The following is an 18,436-nucleotide window of genomic DNA, read 5'->3' as shown; positions in this document are numbered from 1 at the left end:
CCCCGCGTCGGGGCCCTGCGGCCCAGTAGACAACGGTCACGGCGACCCGCAGCCAGCGGGAGCCTGACCGGCCCGAAGGACCGCGGGCCCCGACCACTGTTCTAGAGTCGTCCTCTGTGACAGGACGTACGAGAACACGAAGGCGGACCCGGTGAGTGACGGCGGACAGCGAAGCCACGGACCGCTCGGCACGGCCTTGGTGATCATTCCGACCTTCAACGAGGCGGAGAACATCCGGCCGATCGTCGCCCGCGTGCGCGCGGCGGTGCCCGAGGCGCACGTCCTGGTCGCGGACGACAACAGCCCCGACGGCACCGGCAAGCTCGCCGACGAGCTGGCGGCCGGCGACGACCACGTGCACGTCCTGCACCGCAGGGGCAAGGAGGGCCTCGGCGCCGCCTATCTGGCCGGCTTCGCCTGGGGCCTGGAGCGCGACTACGGCGTGCTCGTCGAGATGGACGCCGACGGCTCCCACCAGCCGGAGGAGCTGCCGCGGCTGCTCACCGCACTGGCCGGGGCCGACCTGGTCCTGGGCTCGCGCTGGGTGCCGGGCGGCCGGGTGGTCAACTGGCCCAAGAGCCGGGAGTTCCTCTCCCGCGGCGGCTCGACGTACTCGCGGCTGATGCTGGACGTCCCGATCCGCGACGTGACGGGCGGCTACCGCGCCTTCCGCCGCGAGACCCTGGAGGGGCTGGGCCTCGACGAGGTGGCCTCGGCGGGCTACTGCTTCCAGGTCGACCTGGCCCGCCGGGCCGTGCGCCAGGGTTTCCGCGTCGTCGAGGTGCCGATCACTTTCGTCGAGCGCGAGTTCGGCGACAGCAAGATGAGCAGGGACATCGTCGTGGAGGCCCTCTGGCGGGTCACCCAGTGGGGGCTCAAGGCCCACGCGGCGAAGCTGACCGGCCAGGGCAAGCCCAAGGGGGCGGACAGGGGCTCGGACAGGGGCGGGAACCGCGCCTGACGGGTACCGGACACCCCTAGGGGGCTGAGGTCGCTTTTACGCCGCCCCAGGCACACTGGGTGTCATGACGACCGGCGTTCCCCTTTCGACGGCCCCCCGACGGCGCTCGCGCGCCCGCACGTTCCTCCCCCTGGCGGTCGCCGCCTGGCTGATCCTGGAGATCTGGCTGCTCAGCCTGGTCGCCGACGCGGCCGGCGGGCTGACCGTCGCCGCGCTGCTCGCGGGCGGAATCGTGCTCGGCGTCGTGGTCATCAAGCGGGCCGGGCGGCGTGCCTTCAAGAACCTGACGACCACCTTCCAGCAGGCTCAGCAGGGGCAGCAGCCCCCGCCCCAGGCGACGAAACAGCAGTCGGGCAGCGGCAACGGCCTCACCATGCTGGCCGGCCTGCTCCTGATCCTGCCGGGCCTGGTCTCCGACGTGGCCGGCCTGCTCTGCCTGCTCCCGCCCGTCCGGGCGTGGATCGGCCGCCGGGTCGCCGGCTCCCTGGAGCGCAAGATGGCCACGGCTCCGGCCGGGAGCTTCGGCGACGCCTTCCAGCAGGCCCGCATCCACCACCCCGACGGCAAGGTCGTCCAGGGCGAGGTCATTCGCGAGGACGGGCCGCAGCAGCCGGGCCCGGACGCCGGGTACCGGCCGCCGCTGGCGCCCTGAGCCCCGTACGGTGCGCGCCGTACCGGCGCCCACCGCAGACGGGCCGCAGCCGGAACAAGCCGAGGGCCCCTGCCACAGTTCGTGGCAGGGGCCCTCGGCTTTGTTCTTTACGTCCGGCTGTCAGGCGGACTTGCGGCTGTCCCGCGGATGCACGGCAATGTTCATGGCGCCGGAACGCAGGACCGCCAGCCTCTCGGCCAGCACTTCCTCCAGTTCCTCGCGGGTGCGCCGCTCCATGAGCATGTCCCAGTGCGTTCGCGCAGGCTTGCCCTTCTTCTCTTCGGGCCCGTCCCCGTCCACCAGGAGTGCCATGGCGCCGCACGCCTTGCACTCCCACTCCGGCGGAATCTCTGCCTCAACCGAGAACGGCATCTCAAATCGATGTCCGTTCTGGCATGCGTACTCCACCGCCTGGCGCGGGGCCAGATCGATGCCGCGGTCCGTCTCGTAGCTGGTAACCACGAGCCGCGTACCGCGGAGAGCTCGCTCACTCATGAATCGTGCCTCCCGGGCTTTTCGCCCACAGGACAGGTGTCGCTGTCGTCGTCATCCGGTCAACGTCCGGTCGGCGGTATAGATTCCCGCTCCGGGTGATGCGTCGCCCGTCGTGCCGCCCCTTGTTGTACCCACCAGTGCCCGTTTTGTCACATCTGGCAGCAGATGTCACCCAACGTCTTCAGTTCTTTAGCGCGCAGTAACGGTCCGGCTGGCAGGCCAAAGGCGTACACTACCGGCCCTTCGCTTCAACGTCGAAATCCGTTCGGAATTCGTATGAAGATCCGGGCCGGATCCGCTGCCGGAGCGCCTGCCGGACCCGCTCAGATCCGCTCGGGAACAGGATTCCCCGCCGCCTCCACCGCGCGCCGCACCGGCACCCGTGCCAGCAGCACGAAACCCAGTGCGAAGAACACCACCAACGAGATGATCGCGTCCCGGTAGCTGCCCGTGACCTGGTACGTCAGCCCGAACACCAGCGGTCCGATCCAGCTCAGCCCGCGGTCGCTCATCTCGTACGCGGAGAAGTATTCGGCCTCCTTGCCCGCCGGCACCAGGTGCGAGAACAGCGAGCGCGACAGCGCCTGGCTGCCGCCCAGCACCAGTCCGATCATCGAGGCGAGGGCGAAGAACCACACCGGCGTCCTGGCCGGCAGGAAGTATCCCGCCGCCAGCGTCAGCCCCCACGCCGCCAGCGAGCCGAGGATCGTCCGCTTCGCGCCGTACATCACGGCGAGCCGGCCCATGCCCAGGGCGCCCGCCACGGCCAGGACCTGCACCAGCAGCACCGCCACGATCAGCGTGGACTGCTCCAGCTCCAGCTCCTCCGAGCCGTAGATCGAGGCCTGCGAGATCACCGTCTGCACACCGTCGTTGTAGATCAGGTACGCCAGCAGGAACGACAGCGTCAGCGGATAGCGCCGCATGTCCTTCAGGGTCGCGACGAGCTGCTTCCAGCCGCTGACGGCCGGTCCCGCGCCGGGCTCCCGGACCACGGCCCGGTCCCGCAGCCGGCGCAGCGGGATGATCGCGAAGGCCCCCCACCACAGGCCCGCCGAGGCCAGGCAGATCCGTACCGCCGCGCCCTCGGAAAGGCCGAAGGAGTCATGGCCCTGGAAGAGCACCAGGTTCAGCACGAGGACGAACGCCCCCGAGGTGTAGCCGAAGGCCCAGCCCCGCGAGGAGACGGTGTCGCGCTCGTCCGGGGTGGAGATCTGCGGCAGATAGGCGTTGTAGAGCACCATCGAGACGGACAGCGAGGCGTTCGCCACGATCAGCAGCAGCCCGCCCAGCAGATAGCGCTCGCCGCCCAGGAAGAACATCCCGGCCGTCGCCGTCGCGCCCGTGTACGCCGCCGCGGCGAGCAGCGGCTTCTTGCGTCCCGTGCGGTCCGCGACCGCGCCGACCAGCGGCATGACCAGTACGGCCACGATCACCGAGGCCGAGACCGCGTACGCGAAGAAGGACCCGGCCCGGACCGGTATGCCCAGCGGGTGCACATAGCCCTCGGCGTCCGCGGCGGCCTTGGCCACCGCCGTCAGGTAGGGCCCGAGGAACACGGTGAGCACGCTGGTCGAATAGACCGAGCAGGCGAAGTCGTAGAAGTACCAGCCGTGCTGCTCGCGCTTGCGGGCCGCGGCGGACGCTCTGCCGTCCTCCGCGCCCGGTTCCGCTTCCTCTGTGGTCTGCGCACTCATGAGTGCCCCTTCGCTGGTCCCCGTACCGCTGCGGCCGCCCCACCGGGCACGGCGGCCGTACGGGCTCGTCAGGCCCAGGCCCCGCGCCGGTCCAGCACCGTGCGCAAGATGTCGATCCGGTCGGTCATGATGCCATCGACTCCCAGGTCCAGGAGAGCCTCCATACGTTCCGGTTCGTTCACGGTCCAGACGTGCACCTGGAGCCCCCGCTCGTGCGCCGTGCGCACGAACCGCCGGTCGACCACGCGGATGCCCGCCTGCGTCTCCGGAACCTGCGCCGCCACCGCACCGACCCGCAGCGCCGCCGGGATCGCGTACGAGCGCAGCCGCAGCCCCAGCACCCCGCGCACCCCGTACGAGGTCGCCAGGCGGGGTCCGGCGATCTTCTGGGCGCGGGCCACCCGGCTCTCCGAGAACGAGCCCACGCACACCCGGTCCCAGACGCCCGCCCGGGCGATCAGATTGACCAGCGGGTGCAGGGCCGACTCGGACTTGACGTCGATGTTCCAGCGGGCGTCGGGGAACTCCTCGAGGAGCTCCTCGAACAGCGGCAGCGGCTCGGTGCCCGCCACGCGGGCCTCGCGGACCTTGCTCCAGGTCAGCTCGGCGATCCGGCCCTGCCCGTCGGTGACCCGGTCGAGCGTGGAGTCGTGGAAGGCGACGAGCTTCCCGTCGGCGGTGGCGTGCACATCGGTCTCGAAGTACCGGTAGCCCGCATCGGCGGCCCGCCGGAAGGCCGCAGCGGTGTTCTCCAGCCCGTCCGCGGCACCTCCGCGATGGGCGAAGGGAATCGGAGCCGGGTGGTCCAGATACGGATGGCGAAGGCGTACGTGCGTCACCCGCCGCAGTATGCACGGTGACACCGGTGGGGAGGGAGCGGCCGGACGGCTGCGTGGTGAACGCCGCACCGCCCCTGGTCCGGGTGGACCGCGGCGTGACAGGCTGTGGGGGCGGAAGCAATCCAATAGCGGCCGCGCCCCCGTTCGGGCGAGGCCAATTCGATGAAGGTGGACCGGACAGCATGGCAGAGTGGACCTCGGCGGTGGGTGCCGCACAGCTCGCCCGTCTCATCACCTCCCAGCAGGATCGGCCCGGCGTCCCGGGGGCGCGGAAGCTGCCCGCCTACCGGACCCTCGCCGACGGCATCCGGCTGCTCGTCCTCGAAGGACGCGTCCCCGTCGCCGCCCGGCTGCCCGCCGAGCGGGAGCTCGCCGTCTCCCTCTCCCTCTCCCGCACCACCGTCGCCGCCGCGTACGAGTCCCTGCGCGGGGAGGGCTTCCTGGAGTCCCGGCGCGGCGCCGGCAGCTGGACCTCCGTACCGGCCGGGAACCCGCTGCCCGCCCGGGGGCTGGAACCGCTGCCGCCCGAGTCCCTCGGCTCGATGATCGACCTCGGCTGCGCCGCGCTCCCGGCCCCCGAGCCCTGGCTCACCAAGGCCGTACAGGGCGCCCTCGAAGAGCTCCCCCCGTACGCGCACACCCACGGGGACTACCCCGCGGGGCTCCCCGCCCTGCGGCGGATGCTCGCCGACCGCTACACCGAGCGCGGCATCCCCACCATGCCCGAGCAGATCATGGTCACCACCGGGGCGATGGGCGCCATCGACGCCATCTGCAGCCTCTTCGCCGGCCGTGGGGAGCGGATCGCCGTCGAATCCCCGTCCTACGCCAACATCCTCCAGCTCATGCGCGCCGCGGGCGTCCGGCTCGTGCCCGTCGCGATGGCCGACGGCCTGACCGGCTGGGACATGACCGTGTGGCGGCAGGTACTGCGCGACGCCGCGCCCCGCCTCGCCTACGTCGTCGCCGACTTCCACAACCCCACCGGCGCCCTGGCCTCGGACGAGCAGCGCCGCGCCATGGTGGAGGCGGCCCGCTCGGCCGGCACCGTACTCGTCGTCGACGAGACGATGGCCGAACTCCAGCTGGACCCGGCGCTGGAGATGCCGCGCGCGGTCTGCTCGTTCGACCCGGCCGGCTCCACCGTAATCACCGTCGGCTCCGCCAGCAAGGCCTTCTGGGCCGGCATGCGGATCGGCTGGGTCCGCGCGGCGCCCGACGTCATCCGGAGCCTGGTCGCGGCGCGCGCGTACGCCGACCTCGGCACCCCGGTGCTGGAGCAGCTCGCGGTCAACTGGCTGATGCGGACCGGCGGCTGGGCGCAGGCCGTGGAGATCCGCCGCGACCAGGCCCGGGAGAACCGGGACGCGCTGGTCGCCGCGGTGCGCCGGGAGCTGCCCGACTGGGAGTTCGCGGTGCCGCAGGGCGGGCTGACCCTGTGGGCCCGCGCGGGCGGGCTGTCCGGCTCCCGGCTGGCCGAGGTGGGGGAGCGGGTCGGCGTACGGGTCCCCTCGGGGCCGCGGTTCGGCGTCGACGGGGCCTTCGAGGGCTACGTCCGGCTGCCGTTCACCGTCGGCGGCCCGGTGGCCGAGGAGGCCGCGGTCCGCCTCGCGGCGGCCGCCCGCCTGGTCGGCACGGGTGCGGGCGGCAGCGGCGCGGAACCCCCGCGCACGTTCGTCGCGTAGGGCGCAGGGGACGGGCGGGCTCAGCGGTTCAGGAGCTCAGGGGCCGACCGGCCAGGGGCCGCGGGCCGGCGGGGACTCGGCCGGGACCTCTTCGATCTCCTCGGGTTCGATCGACGGCTCCTGCGCCCGGGCCGGCGGCTGCACGATGTGCAGCGGCTTCGACAGCGTCACGCGGCCCGGCCCGCCCGGGGACGGCAGCTGCCGCCCGGGCAGCAGCTCCTGCACCGCCTGCCGGTGCGCCGGGTGCGTGGCGTCGTCGTACGGGTCCGGGGTGGCGGGCACCTGCAAGCGGTGCACGGGACCCGCGCCGAGCCGGGCGTACCCGCGCCCCGGCGGCACCTGGGCCGTCGGGGTGGTGTGCGGCGGCAGCCCCAACACGTCGGTGATCTGCTGGATCGCGGCGGGCCCGAGCACGACCCGGGCCCGGGTGTGCTGCCAGACGGCGTCGTTCAACAGCTCCAGGTGGTCGAACTGCTCGGCCACCACGACGGTGATGTGCGCGGTGCGCCCGTGCCGCAGCGGCACCTGGAGCTGGGCGAGGGGGTCGGGGCTCCCTTCGGCGGCCGCGAGGTGCGCGAGCACGCTGGGCCGGTCCAGCAGGATCCACAGCGGCCGCCGGGTGTCCTCGGGCGCGGGGCGGCCGGCCTCGCGGGCCCGGTGCGTGGCGATCAGCCGCCGCTCGGTCTCGCGCGCCGCCCACTCCAGGGTGGCCAGCGCCCCGGCCGGTCCGCACTCCACGGCCAGCACGCCCGTACGCCCGGACAGGCAGGAGAACTCCCCGCTGCCGCCGCCCTCGACGACCAGTACCTCGCCCCCGTGCTGCAGGGCCTGCAGGGCGATCAAGCGCAGCAGGGTCGAGGCGCCGCTGCCGGGCTGGCCGACGGCCAGCAGGTGCGGCTCGGTGGAGCGGGGGCCGGTGCGCCAGATCACCGGCGGCGCGTCGCGCGGCTCGTCGTCCTCCAGGACCGGCAGGGTGCGCTGCACACCGCCGGCGTCGGTGAAGCCGAGCACGGTCTCGCCGGGCGAGGTGACGAACGGCTGGGCGGCGATGCCCGTCGGCAGCGCCGTGAGCACCGTCAGGTCGAGCTGGTTGCCCTCCTCGTCCCAGTCGAACAGGTACTCCCGGCCGCGCCCGGACTTGGCGTGCAGCAGCGCCTCGATCCGGGCCCGTGAGCCGGCCTCGCCGTCGGTGAAGTAGGCGGGGTAGCGGATCCGGAGCCGGGTGAGTCGGCCCGCCTCGTCGAAGGCGTAGTCGCTGAACGCCTTGTCCCACTGCCCGCCGTGGGAGAAGAGCGGGCTGGGGTCCTCGGGGGTGGAGAAGTAGGGCACGAGGGCCTCGTAGAGGGACCCGAGCCGTTCGCTCTCGGCATCGCTGGGCCCGGTCTTCACCGGGGTCCGGTCGCGTCCGTGCCAGGCCGCCGCCGCCATCAGGGTGATCAGGGCGAGGAGGGGCCCGTACGGGACGAGCGCGACCACGAGGACGCAGGCGGCTCCCAGGAACAGCGCGGGACCACGCTTGTCCTTGGGGGTCTGCGCCCACTTGCGCCGCCCGGCCGCGGCCAGGACGCGCAGGCCGCGCCCGATGACGAGGAGCGGATGGAGGACGTCCGTGGCGCTGTCGGCGGCCGTGCGAGCAAGGTCGCGGCCCCGGGCCAGCGACGTGGTGCCGCTGCTGAGGATGCGGGGGAGTGGGCGCCGGGCCACGGGCGTCTCCTGGAGTTGTGGTGGTGCGGGACGGTGCGTGCGGTCGGGGCGGCTCCAGGGGTGTCCGCAAGGTCCTGTCCGGCCCGCGGCGTCGGGTGCCGCACCTCGCCGCGTTGTCGGGGCGCCCGAGTACGTCCGGTACTCGGGCGCCCGGCACGACTTCGCGGACACCCCCTGGGTGTCTTGCCGATCACGGGGCCGGGGGGCGAGCGGGTGCAGTGACGGAATAGGCCGGGCGGGTTATTGGTCTTTATGAGAGCACGGGCCGCATAAAGGACAACCTGATGCTCTACGGAGGTCATCATGGATGTGCTGGTGCTCATCGGCCGTCTGCTGTTCGTCGGCCTCTTCGCCTCTTCCGCGGTGAACCACCTGACCAACACGAAGGCGATGGCCGGATACACGGCATCGCGCGGAGTGCCGTTCCCCGCTCTCTCCGTCGCCGTCAGCGGGCTGGTCCTGCTGGTCGGCTCGGTGAGCGTGGGCGTCGGTCTGTGGGCCGACATCGGGATGCTCCTGCTCGCCGCGTTCTGCTTCCCGACGGCCGTTCTGATGCACCGCTTCTGGGCCGAGAAGGACCCGCAGGCCAAGATGGCGGAACAGGTCCACTTCTTCAAGGACGTGGCGCTGGGCGGCGCGGCCCTCGTCATGTTCGCGTTCTTCGCCTACGCCGGCCACGACCTCGGGCTCATGGTCACCGGCCCGGCGCTGTCGATCAGCTAGCAGGCCCGCCCGACGCCCTCTCGATGGCTGGAAATCGCCCTTGCGTCGGCGATCTTGTCGCGTCTACGGCGTATCGAAGCACCGTTGTGATCGTTTCTTCAGCCGAGACCCTCACAACGGGAGGACGCGCGGTGACCGCTTGGCAGTACTTCGCCGGAGCAGGCCTGGTGGCGGCCCTCTGCCCGCTGCAGGGCCAGGTGGCGGTGGCCGATGACGGCACCGGCCTCGCCCAGGTCGACGGCACCGGTATCGGCCAGGCCGACGGCACCGGCCCCGGCACTGGTATCGGCACCGGCCCCGGCACCGGTACCGGCCACGGGGTGCCGCGCGACGCCTGTGTTCCGACCGGGCAGCCGCGGCCCCCCGCCGCCACGCCCCCCGCCGCCACGCCCCCCGCGGTCCGGCCTCCCGTACGAGCCGTGCTGCCCGGCGCCGTGCGGCCGACCGTGCACCACCCCGGGCGGGGCCCCGCGCCGGCGGTCGCCGCCCCCGCGCCGGCGGAGCCGCCCCCGCCGACGGCGAAGGCAAGGGCCGCGGAGCCGGAGCCCCCGCCGCCCGCGCCGGGTCCCGGGGAGGTGGCGGAGCCGGCGCCGGCCGAAGCACCTGCCCTGCCCCGGCCCGCAGCCGTGGCCGCGCCCGTGCGCGCCTTCCACGTGCGTCCGTACCACTCGATCGCCCTGGAGCGGCGCGGCCCGGGCGGTATGTCCACCGTGATGCTCATGGTCGTCGTCACCACCCCGGCCGTGCTCGCCGCCGCCGCACTGCGGCCGCGTTCCAAGAGCCGCGGCTGACCCCGCCGCCCTGCACCCACCCACCGATCCACCAACGGGAGAACCCTCGTGTCCGAATGGCTGGTCCTGGCCGTCGCCATGGCGCTCGTCTGCGCCCTCGTCCTCGCCTGTACCGCGCTCCGGCACCGCCGGGTCGCGGAGGACGAGGACACCAGCGAAACCCCCGACGTCATCGAGTACATGACGATGATGGTGGGCGTGGTCTACGCGATCGTGCTCGGCCTGGCCATCGCCGGCGTCTGGGAGGCGCGCGGCGCCGCCGAGGACAGCGTGCGCCGCGAGGCCCAGTCGCTGTACGAGGTCACCCAGCGCGCCGACGTCTACCCGGCCTCCGTCCGCGACCGGATCCGCGGCGAGGTGGACGCGTACGTCTCCCACACCGTCGCCGTCGACTGGCCGCTGCTGACCTCGGGCGAGGGCGCCTCGCCGCAGGGCGCCGAGCTGCTCGGCAAGCTGCGCACCGACGTCACGCACCAGAGCCCGGCGAACGAGCTGCAGGCGCAGGCCTACCAGCCGCTGCTGGACCACATCGCGGCCGCCGACGACGCCCGCCACTCGCGCGTGCAGGCCGACGAGTCGACCCTGCCGAGCGTGGTGTGGTTCGGGCTGCTGGTCGGCGGGCTGGTGACGGTGGGGCTGATCTTCACCCTGCAGATCCGCCGGTCCGGGCGGGAGCTGCTGCTGGCCGGGCTGTTCAGCGCGCTGATCGTGTTCCTGCTGTTCATGGTGTGGAGCTTCGACGCACCGTACGGCCGGGAGGGAATCGATTCCGCGGGCCCGTTCCAGGACCTGTTCCCGAAGGTGGCGCTGGCCGCGGCCGAGCGCTGAGGCCCTGACGCCCCGAGGCCGCCGACGCGGCGCGAGCGGGCCGGCTCAGGCCGGCCCGCCCCCCGTCAGGGCGACCTGCCGGCGTACGGCCGCCACCACGGGCGAATGCCGCAGCGCGTGGGAGATCCGTACGAGGTCGCGCGCGCTGCCGAGGGTGTCGAGGACGCTCTGCTCGCTGGCCCCGATGACCGCGCCCTCCGGGTCGGCCGAGCGGGCCCGGACGGCGGCCGCGACCATCGCCGCATCGGCGACGGCGCGCGCCGTCTCCTCGTCCACCCCGTCCGCGAGGGCCCGCACGTACGCCTCCTCGCGGCGGCTCAGGTCGAAGTACGGGCCCAGGTGCAGGAATCCGTCGTGGATGTCCGACTCGCGCTGGATCACCCGCAGTTCGGCCGGGGCCCACCAGGACATCTGCACGCAGGGCGTGCCGCTGGGGGCGCCGATCTGCACCTCGTGCCAGAGCGCGCCGAGCCGCCGGTACGTCGTCCAGGTCTGCCAGCTGTCGGACAGCCGCTGGCACAGCAGGGGCAGTACGAAGCCGATCGCGCTGATCAGCGCGCCGATGGAGGCGAGCGGCGGGGCGATGAAGGTGCTCAGGCCGTCGAGGTCGTGGCCGGCCCAGCGGGCGACGACCGCGGAGATCTTGGTGGCGTCGTAGCTGAGGTTGAAGATGTAGCCCGAGACGATGATCATCAGGCCGATCCGCAGCCAGCCGTGCACCTGGAGGGACCAGCGCCAGCACATGGCCACCATCACGACGGCCGCCACCAGGTGCGCCGTCAGGTAGAGGGCGATCATCTGCTGGATGTACGGGGTGTTGGCGTAGTAGGTGTCGAAGTCGCGCAGCCGCTCGACGGGGGTCTCACCGAGCAGGAAGAGCACCACCAGCACCACGACGACCGCGGCGTAGCCGAGCATCCAGCGGCGCGAGATGCGCCGGGTCACTTCGGGCGGGCCGCCGCGCCAGTTCACGATCAGCACCAGGCAGGCGGCGCTGAACAGGGTGATCAGGCAGTAGACGAGCGGTGCGGAGAAGTTGGTGACGCCGGTCCAGCCGTTGACCGCCTCGATGGTGGGCGGAGCGGCGAAGGTGAACACCGATCCGGCCAGGATCAGCAGGGCGCAGACCGACCGCAGGAGCGGGTCGCGCCAGTTGTTCCGTAGCGCCGGCAGCTTGAAGGCGAGTGAGACCGCCAGGGCGGCTGCCGGTATGTAGTAGTCCTGGCCGTTCAACGGTCGTTCCTGTGCCCCCGGTATCCGAGCGAGGCCTCGATGCGGCCCGCCAACTGGTCACGCTGTGCGGGCGCCCGATGGCTCGCGGAACCGGCGAGCCAGGTCCGGCAGCGGCTGCCCAGCAGTAAACCGAACGTCTCCGCCTCGGTCTCCTCCGAGACGTCGGCGCGCGTGCGCGCGGCGACGCGCCGGACGGTCTCCCCGAGATCGGCCTCGTCGCTCAGCAGCCGGGCGGCGACGGCGGCTCCGTCGACGTGGTGGCTGCAGTGGCCGGCCTTCATGTGCCACAGCTCGTGGCCCAGGATGACCAGCTGGTGGTCCGGTGCGGTGCGTTCCTCGATGACCACCAGATCGCGGTCCGCCATGTCGAGCCACAGGCCGCTGGCCGTCCCCGGCGGGAACGAGGCCATCCGGAAGTCCACCCGGCGGCCGCGGTGCCTGCTCATGCCCTCGCAGAGGGCGGCGTAGAGGTCCACGGGTTCCACGGGCGCGGTCAGCCGGAGCCCGGCCACCAGTTCGCTGCACAACCGGCGCTGCTCTCTGCCTATGCTCACCGTTCTCCCCGTCGGCGCGGATCCGGATCAGGACTCAAGGATCAGACCCAGACTCTCGACTGGGTCATCATTCATTCGGTTTGACGCTTTCGAGGAGCATGTCCAGCCATTCGGTCACCTTGTCCCGGTGCTTGTCGCTGGGCAGTTGTGCGGCGCGCCAGGCGATGCCCCGGACACCGTGGTTCTGGAGGAGTCTTGCCAGCGGATCGCCGGTCGAAGCCGCCGGGGCGGGTACGGTTTCGCGCGTGCGGCCCGCGAAGTCCTGGAGCAGCTGCTGCTCGGTCCGCTGGAGCGCGTCGGTGAGGGCTTCCGCGTCGTGCGCGGTGAGGAACCCGGCGTGGACGCCGAAGAAGCGCTGGATCGCGTCGCAGTGCTCCATGGTGGGCCTGCGGTCGCCGTTGATCAGGGCGCCGGCCTGCTGCCGCGACATGCCGGCGCCGTCCGCGATCTCCTGCTGCGTGTAGCGGCGTCCGTTGGGCTTCAGCCGGGTGCGCCGGAGCAGGTCGAGACGCTGGAGGAAGCGCGTCTGCAGACAGGGCTCGACGGCGGGCCGGCCGTCCAGCAGGGACCTGACCACGTCGGCGGGGACGCCGGAGGCCTCCGAGAGGCGGCGCAGGTCGAAGACCTTGTTGAGGTCGCGGCCCATCTTGCCCGCGAGTTCGGCGACGCGCGTGACGGTGGCTGCCAGGGGCGCGTTGGCCACCGCGACGGGAGCCGGGAAGCCGTCTGTCACCAGTGGTTCTCCTAGATCGCGGCGGGGTCGGTACGGGCACAAGGTCGGCTTTTGGAATCTAGCCGAGGAGCCGCCACAGGGCCAGAACTTGCCACAGCTGTGGCGGGAATGAGCTGTCAAGAGGCTGGAATTGCCACGATAGTTGACACTCGAATGAAGTCGGTAGCAGGATCGCCACAGGCAATTGAAGATCCAGACCGTGAAGAGGGGGAGCTCTCGGTGCCACATCTCGCAGCGGTGGGCCCGTCCGATGGCCTCGCCCGAGCCGGTGAGGAGCGCCTGGCGGGCGAGGAGTCCGCACGCGGCGCAGTGCGGTCGGAGCGACGCAAGGAGATTTTGCGCCAGCGGCGCGAGGAGCTCGGCCTGAGCCAGGAAGACCTCGCCGCCCGGCTCCGCATCAGCGTCCGCGCCTACGGGAACTGGGAGCGCGGCCTGGTCAAGGAGTGGACGGACCGCAAACTGCTCGCCCTGGCCGAGGCCTTGGAGATGAGCGAGCGGCAGTGCTTCTGGCTCTTCCGCGTCATGGTCGACCGGGACCCGCCGCCGACCTGGCGGGCGGCCGAGGAGAGCCGGCTGCCCCAGGACCCCGCCCAGCGCGACTACCTGTGCGACTACGCGGCCCTCATGGAGGCCGTGCCCTACCCGAGCTTCCTGGTGGACCACCGCTGGGACGTGGCGCTCACCAACTCGGCGTTCGACAAGCTCTTCCAGTCCGTGCGCCCCCACCCGACGGCCCTGCCTGACGACAACTTCCTGCGCTTCGTGCTGTTCCACCCGGACGCCGCGGCCGTGCTGGAGGACCACGAACCGGCCTGGTGCGTCCCGATGCTGGCCCAGTTCGCGAACGCGCTCGCCGCCGCCCCGGAGGACGAGGGGCTGCGCAGCATCCGCCAGGAGGTGGCCCGCGACCCGTTCATGGAAGCGGCCTACCGCTACGGAGTGCCGCACTGGCTGAGCACCCACGGGGCCGACGCCGCCGAGCGCGACGGGGCCGTGCGGACCGTCCGCCACTGGGATCCGAGCTGGGGGCACGTACGCTGCCGGCTCGTGGCCGAATCCAGCCGGATGCTCGACGGGATGGGCCTCACCCGGATCACCATGATCCTGTCCGTGCCGCAGGGCGCGGCGACGGGTCCGGTCGTCCCGGGCACCGCCGCCCCGCTCCACCAGGGGCCCCGGCTGCGCGCCGTGCCGTCGCTGGAGGATTAGGGCCTGTCTTTCGGATCATGCCGGTTGAGCCCAGCACGCGTGTCACCAACGTCTCCGGACAACACACCTAGGCCGGCGGGGGACACTGGAGCCTCCATCACGGGTCGATCCCGTGTCGCGGGCCCGGATGCCACGGATCGTGGCACCGATCGTGGCGCGGGCGAAGGGCGGTAGGGCGTGCGGCTGACCATCCTCGGCGGGGGCGGATTCCGGGTACCGCTCGTCTACGGTGCACTGCTCGGCGACCATGCCGAGGGCCGGGTCTCCCAGGTGACGCTGTACGACGAGGACCCCGCCCGGCTCGGCGCCATGGCCCGGGTGCTCGCCGACCAGGCGGCCGCCTCCGGAGTGACCGACGCCCCGGCCGTCACCGCCACCGGGGACCTCGACGCAGCCCTGCGGGGGGCCGACTTCGTCTTCTCCGCCATCCGTGTCGGCGGCCTCGAGGGGCGCGCCGCGGACGAGCGGGTCGCCCTGGCCGAGGGCGTGCTGGGCCAGGAGACGGTCGGCGCGGGCGGGATCGCGTACGGCCTGCGGACGGTGCCGGTCGCCCGGGAGATCGCCCGCAGGATCGCCCGTACCGCCCCCGAGGCCTGGGTCATCAACTTCACCAACCCCGCGGGGCTGGTCACCGAGGCCATGGCCGAGGAGCTCGGCGACCGGGTGATCGGGATCTGCGACTCCCCGGTGGGGCTCGGCCGGCGCGTCACCCGGCTGCTCGGCGCGCGCCCCGAGGAGGCGTGGATCGACTACGTCGGCCTCAACCACCTGGGCTGGCTCCGCGGGCTGCGCATCGGCGGCCGTGACGAACTGCCCCGACTGCTGGCGGACACCGGCGCGCTGGAGTCCTTCGAGGAGGGCCGGCTGTTCGGGGCCGAGTGGCTGCGCTCGCTCGGTGCGATCCCCAACGAGTACCTGCACTACTACTACTTCAACCGTGACACCGTACGGGCGTACACGGACGCCAAGCAGACCCGCGGCGCGTTCCTGCGCGACCAGCAGCGCGGCTTCTACGCCGAGGCGGGCCGGGCGGACCGGCCGGCCGGGGCGGCGCTGGCCGCCTGGGACCGGACCAGGGCCGAGCGGGAGGCCACGTACATGGCCGAGAACCGCGAGGCGGCGGGCACGGGCGAGCGCGACGAGAGCGATCTCGAGTCCGGCGGGTACGAAAAGGTCGCGCTCGCGCTGATGCGGGCCATCGCCCGGGACGAGCGGGCCACGCTGATCCTCAACGTCCGCAACCGCTCGACCCTGTCCGTGCTCGACGCGCAGGCGGTCATCGAGGTCCCCTGCCTGGTCGACGCGAACGGCGCCCACCCGGTGGCCGTGGACCCGCTGCCGCTGCACGCGGTGGGCCTCGTGACCTCGGTCAAGGCGGTCGAGCGGGAGATCCTCGCGGCCGCCGCGAGCGGCTCCCGGGCCGACGCCGTCAAGGCCTTCGCACTGCACCCGCTGGTGGACTCGGTCGGGGTGGCCCGGCGGCTCCTGGACGGCTACGCGGCCGCGCACCCCGGGCTCGCCTACCTGCGCTGATCCCACGCCCGGGAGCCCGGCGGCGGTCCCCCGTCCGGCTCAGTGCGCATGCGGTGGGGTGGGGGCGCTGTGAGAGTGCGAGATGTGACCACAGCCCCCGCCGCAGCCGCCGCCGCAGCCGCGGCGCCTCCTGAGCTCGACCGGCGGCGGCGCAATGTCGTCTTCGGCACGATCATGCTGGGCGTGCTGCTCGCGGCCCTCGACCAGACGATCGTCGGCACCGCGCTGCCCACGATCGTGGCGGATCTGGGCGGCGGGGACCACATGTCGTGGGTGGTGACCTCCTACCTGCTCGCGGAGACCGTCGCGACGGTGCTGGTGGGCAAGTTCGGCGACCTCTTCGGCCGGAAACTGATCTTCCAGATCTCGGCGATCATCTTCATCACCGGCTCGTTCCTGTGCGGCCTGGCGAGCAACATGTCCCTGCTCATCCTGTGGCGGGGCGTCCAGGGCGTCGGCGCCGGCGGCCTCATGGTCACCTCCATGGCCCTGATCGCCGACGTGGTCCCCTTGCGCGAGCGCGGCAAGTACCAGGGCGCGATCGGCGCCGTCTTCGGGGTCGCGACCGTCATCGGGCCCCTGCTCGGCGGCCTGTTCACCGACCACCTGACCTGGCGGTGGGCGTTCTACGTGAACGTCCCGATCGCGATCCTGGTCGTGATCGCGGCGGCCCGGACGGTCCCCTCGGTCCGTGCCGCCGGGGGGACGCGCATCGACTACCTGGGCATCGCCCTGGTCGCGGTGGGCTCCAGCGCCCTGATCCTGGCCACCAGCTGGGGCGGGAACGAGTACGCCTGGGGCTCCGCGACGATCATCGGGCTCTTCGTGCTCGGCGTGCTGGCCCTGGCCCTGTTCTGCCTGGTCGAGACGCGGGCGGCGGAACCGATGCTGCCGATGCGGCTGTTCCGGAACCCGGTCTTCACGGTGTGCTCGGTGCTCAGCTTCGTGGTCGGCTTCGCCATGCTCGGCGCGATGACGTTCTTGCCGACGTACCTGCAGTTCGTGGACGGGGATTCGGCCACGGTCTCGGGCGTACGGACCCTGCCGCTGGTGATCGGCCTGCTGATCGCGTCCGTCTTCAGCGGCAACGTCACCAGCAAGACCGGGCGGTACCGGATCTTCCCCATCGTGGGCTGCCTGGTGATGGGGATCGGGCTCTACCTGCTGTCCCGGATGGGCCCGCAGACCGGCGCCTGGCTGGAATCGCTGTACATGTTCGTGCTCGGTACCGGGATCGGCCTGTGCATGCAGGTCCTCACGATCGCCGTGCAGAACACCGTGGACTACGCCGACCTCGGCACCGCCACGTCAGGTGTCACGTTCTTCCGTACGCTCGGCAGCTCCTTCGGCACCGCCGTCTTCGGCACGATCTACGCCAACACCCTGGGCCCCGAGCTGGAGCAGGCCGTGGCGGAGGCCGCCCGGGCCACCGGGGGCGATCCGGCGCAGCTGGCCGAGGCGGCCCAGAGCCCCAAGGGCGTCCAGGGGCTCGATCCGGCGGCGGCCGGCCCGATCGTCGAGGCGTACGCGCAGACGCTGTACACGGTGTTCCTGTGGACCGTGCCGGTGGCCGGGATCGGCTTCGTCGTCGCGCTCTTCCTCAAACAGGTCCGGCTGCGCGACACCGCCCGCGCGGCGTCCACGGACATGGGCGACGGCTTCGCGTCACCGGCCACGGCCTCCGGGGACTCGGCCAAACTGCTGGAGCTGGCGGTCGGCAAACTCGTCCGGAACATGGGGCCGGAGACGGCGCGGGCGATCGTGAACGCCTCGGACACCCGGCTGGACATGGCGGGCGCCTGGGCGGTGATGCAGGTCGAGCTCATGACCCGCACCGTCGGCCACGCCAGCCTCGGGCTCGTCGCCTCGCGCCGCTCGCTGCCGCCGGAGGTTCTGCTGCCCGTCTTCGACCGGATGATGGAGGAGGGGTACCTGACCCGCGAGGGCACCTTCTTCATGCTCACGGCGGCGGGGGAGCGGGAGGCGGCGACCATCTCGAAGGCATGGGGCGACTGGCTCGGCGACCAGCTGGAGAAGGACCGCGGCCGGCCGCGGAGCGAGGAACTCCGGGCGGCGGCCGACGCGATCGCGAAGCGGCTGCTGGCGGAGGACCTGCGCGAGGGCCACTTCGCGCAGAAGGCCCCGGCGGGGGTGTGATCCGCCGACTCGAGCCGACGGCGGGGTGAATGCGCCGGTCAGAGCCCGGTACGGCCGCTGATGATGCGGTTCCACAGGGAACGGGTCGCGCCGAAACCGCTCTCGTGCACCCAGACGTGGGTGCAGGACGGGCACTGCAGGTGCAGCAGGCTGCCGGTGTTGGACAGCAGGTAGCGCCAGTGCTCGGAGCACGTGCGCTGCTGCTCGCACGGGTCGCACCCGCGACTGTCGTTGCAGCCCGGACAGGTCACCCACGCGCGGCGCCCGATGTCCGCCTGCGGGTCAAGCGGCAGCATGGCCGCCCCCGCGCGCGGGCAGCACGCCGGCCGCGACCAGGTCGTCGTACACGCGCTGCTGCTCCTCGTCGAGGCCGGAGTACAGCAGGTGGTACGCCGCCTCCTCGCCGCGCAGTACCTCGATCGGATCCCAGTCGGAGCCGAGGGCTTCCATGACCTGGGCCCGGCGGAGCACCTCCTGCGCGGTGAGGTCGACGGTGAAGTCGACCAGCGCCGGGGTGCCCGGGCCGGTGGGGGGTGTGGGGTGGTGTGGGGCCATACGTCTGAACTTAGGTATGCCTTCTTTCCTGTGGCAAGAGGGGGTGGGAGATGTCACAGCAGCTCGGCGACCCGTGCGGGCAGGTCC

Annotated in this window: 18 protein-coding genes; 9 read left to right on the top strand and 9 right to left on the bottom strand. The window is 72.4% G+C overall.

Going from position 1 to position 18,436, the window contains the following annotated elements; genetic code table 11:
• Positions 1-151 precede the first annotated feature (151 nt).
• Positions 152-961, top strand: coding sequence for a polyprenol monophosphomannose synthase (locus ACZ49B_RS09070; RefSeq protein ID WP_468302266.1), 810 nt, complete (start codon positions 152-154; stop codon positions 959-961).
• A 64-nt stretch (positions 962-1,025) separates the two neighbouring features.
• Positions 1,026-1,613, top strand: a complete 588-nt coding sequence (fxsA, locus tag ACZ49B_RS09065; protein WP_468302264.1) for an FxsA family membrane protein — start codon at positions 1,026-1,028, stop codon at positions 1,611-1,613.
• 120 nt (positions 1,614-1,733) lie between these two features.
• On the opposite strand, the gene ACZ49B_RS09060 is transcribed toward fxsA, so the two are convergent.
• From ACZ49B_RS09060 to ACZ49B_RS09050, 3 genes are all read right to left on the bottom strand, one after another.
• Entirely contained in the window at positions 1,734-2,108 is a 375-nt protein-coding gene (locus ACZ49B_RS09060) for an RNA polymerase-binding protein RbpA (protein ID WP_007262928.1), read from the bottom strand.
• 323 nt (positions 2,109-2,431) lie between these two features.
• Positions 2,432-3,805, bottom strand: coding sequence for an MFS transporter (locus ACZ49B_RS09055; protein ID WP_468302261.1), 1,374 nt, complete (start codon positions 3,803-3,805; stop codon positions 2,432-2,434).
• A gap of 68 nt (positions 3,806-3,873) precedes the next feature.
• Positions 3,874-4,644, bottom strand: a complete 771-nt coding sequence (locus tag ACZ49B_RS09050; RefSeq protein WP_468302259.1) for a glycerophosphodiester phosphodiesterase family protein — start codon at positions 4,642-4,644, stop codon at positions 3,874-3,876.
• 182 nt (positions 4,645-4,826) lie between these two features.
• Between ACZ49B_RS09050 and ACZ49B_RS09045 the strand changes: the two genes are divergently transcribed.
• Entirely contained in the window at positions 4,827-6,329 is a 1,503-nt protein-coding gene (locus ACZ49B_RS09045; RefSeq protein ID WP_468302256.1) for an SCO1417 family PLP biosynthesis transcription factor, read from the top strand.
• Positions 6,330-6,365: 36 nt separating this feature from the next.
• Here ACZ49B_RS09045 and ACZ49B_RS09040 read toward each other — a convergent pair whose 3' ends face one another.
• Positions 6,366-8,033, bottom strand: a complete 1,668-nt coding sequence (locus tag ACZ49B_RS09040) for a P-loop NTPase family protein (protein WP_468302253.1) — start codon at positions 8,031-8,033, stop codon at positions 6,366-6,368.
• 303 nt (positions 8,034-8,336) lie between these two features.
• On the opposite strand from ACZ49B_RS09040, the gene ACZ49B_RS09035 reads away from it, so the two are divergent.
• The 3 genes from ACZ49B_RS09035 to ACZ49B_RS09025 all read left to right on the top strand — a co-directional run bounded on the left by ACZ49B_RS09035 (position 8,337) and on the right by ACZ49B_RS09025 (position 10,375).
• Complete coding sequence (locus ACZ49B_RS09035) at positions 8,337-8,756, top strand: DoxX family protein (RefSeq protein WP_468302251.1); 420 nt, start codon at positions 8,337-8,339, stop codon at positions 8,754-8,756.
• 131 nt (positions 8,757-8,887) lie between these two features.
• A complete protein-coding gene (locus ACZ49B_RS09030) occupies positions 8,888-9,547 on the top strand; it encodes a hypothetical protein (RefSeq protein ID WP_468302249.1) in 660 nt (219 codons plus the stop codon).
• A gap of 48 nt (positions 9,548-9,595) precedes the next feature.
• Complete coding sequence (locus ACZ49B_RS09025; RefSeq protein ID WP_468302246.1) at positions 9,596-10,375, top strand: bestrophin-like domain; 780 nt, start codon at positions 9,596-9,598, stop codon at positions 10,373-10,375.
• A gap of 45 nt (positions 10,376-10,420) precedes the next feature.
• Here the strand turns inward: ACZ49B_RS09025 and ACZ49B_RS09020 are convergent, their stop codons facing one another.
• From ACZ49B_RS09020 to ACZ49B_RS09010, 3 genes are all read right to left on the bottom strand, one after another.
• Positions 10,421-11,608 carry an MAB_1171c family putative transporter gene (locus tag ACZ49B_RS09020; protein ID WP_468302243.1) on the bottom strand — a complete coding sequence of 396 codons (1,188 nt, stop codon included), beginning with the start codon at positions 11,606-11,608 and terminating at the stop codon, positions 10,421-10,423.
• Positions 11,605-12,162, bottom strand: a complete 558-nt coding sequence (locus ACZ49B_RS09015; RefSeq protein WP_468302240.1) for a toxin-antitoxin system, toxin component — start codon at positions 12,160-12,162, stop codon at positions 11,605-11,607. The genes ACZ49B_RS09020 and ACZ49B_RS09015 overlap by 4 nt, the downstream gene beginning before the upstream one ends.
• Positions 12,163-12,229: 67 nt before the next feature.
• Positions 12,230-12,895 (bottom strand): helix-turn-helix domain-containing protein, encoded by a 666-nt coding sequence (locus ACZ49B_RS09010; protein WP_266634886.1) that lies wholly within the window; start codon positions 12,893-12,895, stop codon positions 12,230-12,232.
• A 219-nt stretch (positions 12,896-13,114) separates the two neighbouring features.
• On the opposite strand from ACZ49B_RS09010, the gene ACZ49B_RS09005 reads away from it, so the two are divergent.
• The 3 genes from ACZ49B_RS09005 to ACZ49B_RS08995 all read left to right on the top strand — a co-directional run bounded on the left by ACZ49B_RS09005 (position 13,115) and on the right by ACZ49B_RS08995 (position 17,794).
• On the top strand, positions 13,115-14,104 hold the full coding sequence (locus ACZ49B_RS09005) for a helix-turn-helix domain-containing protein (RefSeq protein WP_468302237.1): 990 nt from the start codon (positions 13,115-13,117) through the stop codon (positions 14,102-14,104).
• A gap of 177 nt (positions 14,105-14,281) precedes the next feature.
• Positions 14,282-15,637 (top strand): 6-phospho-beta-glucosidase, encoded by a 1,356-nt coding sequence (locus ACZ49B_RS09000; protein ID WP_468302234.1) that lies wholly within the window; start codon positions 14,282-14,284, stop codon positions 15,635-15,637.
• A gap of 48 nt (positions 15,638-15,685) precedes the next feature.
• Positions 15,686-17,794, top strand: a complete 2,109-nt coding sequence (locus tag ACZ49B_RS08995; protein WP_468302231.1) for an MDR family MFS transporter — start codon at positions 15,686-15,688, stop codon at positions 17,792-17,794.
• A gap of 38 nt (positions 17,795-17,832) precedes the next feature.
• Here ACZ49B_RS08995 and ACZ49B_RS08990 read toward each other — a convergent pair whose 3' ends face one another.
• Both ACZ49B_RS08990 and ACZ49B_RS08985 read right to left on the bottom strand, forming a co-directional pair.
• Complete coding sequence (locus ACZ49B_RS08990) at positions 17,833-18,090, bottom strand: hypothetical protein (protein WP_468302228.1); 258 nt, start codon at positions 18,088-18,090, stop codon at positions 17,833-17,835.
• A complete protein-coding gene (locus ACZ49B_RS08985) occupies positions 18,077-18,349 on the bottom strand; it encodes a DUF6400 family protein (protein ID WP_468302225.1) in 273 nt (90 codons plus the stop codon). Before ACZ49B_RS08985 ends, ACZ49B_RS08990 begins: the two co-directional genes overlap by 14 nt.
• Positions 18,350-18,436: the final 87 nt, after the last annotated feature.

It is taken from the genome of Streptomyces sp. NPDC031132, assembly GCF_055570595.1.
Note: the sequence above shows the minus strand (reverse complement) of the source record. Positions and strands in the feature narration are given on the sequence as shown.

Bases quoted from the DNA above. Each gene is read 5' to 3' on its own strand.
- fxsA (WP_468302264.1), top strand. From the start codon at position 1,026: ATGACGACCGGCGTTCCCCTTTCGACGGCCCCCCGACGGCGCTCGCGC.
- ACZ49B_RS09060 (WP_007262928.1), bottom strand. From the start codon at position 2,108: ATGAGTGAGCGAGCTCTCCGCGGTACGCGGCTCGTGGTTACCAGCTAC.
- ACZ49B_RS09055 (WP_468302261.1), bottom strand. From the start codon at position 3,805: ATGAGTGCGCAGACCACAGAGGAAGCGGAACCGGGCGCGGAGGACGGC.
- ACZ49B_RS09045 (WP_468302256.1), top strand. From the start codon at position 4,827: ATGGCAGAGTGGACCTCGGCGGTGGGTGCCGCACAGCTCGCCCGTCTC.
- ACZ49B_RS09035 (WP_468302251.1), top strand. From the start codon at position 8,337: ATGGATGTGCTGGTGCTCATCGGCCGTCTGCTGTTCGTCGGCCTCTTC.
- ACZ49B_RS08995 (WP_468302231.1), top strand. From the start codon at position 15,686: ATGCGGTGGGGTGGGGGCGCTGTGAGAGTGCGAGATGTGACCACAGCC.
- ACZ49B_RS08990 (WP_468302228.1), bottom strand. From the start codon at position 18,090: ATGCTGCCGCTTGACCCGCAGGCGGACATCGGGCGCCGCGCGTGGGTG.
- ACZ49B_RS08985 (WP_468302225.1), bottom strand. From the start codon at position 18,349: ATGGCCCCACACCACCCCACACCCCCCACCGGCCCGGGCACCCCGGCG.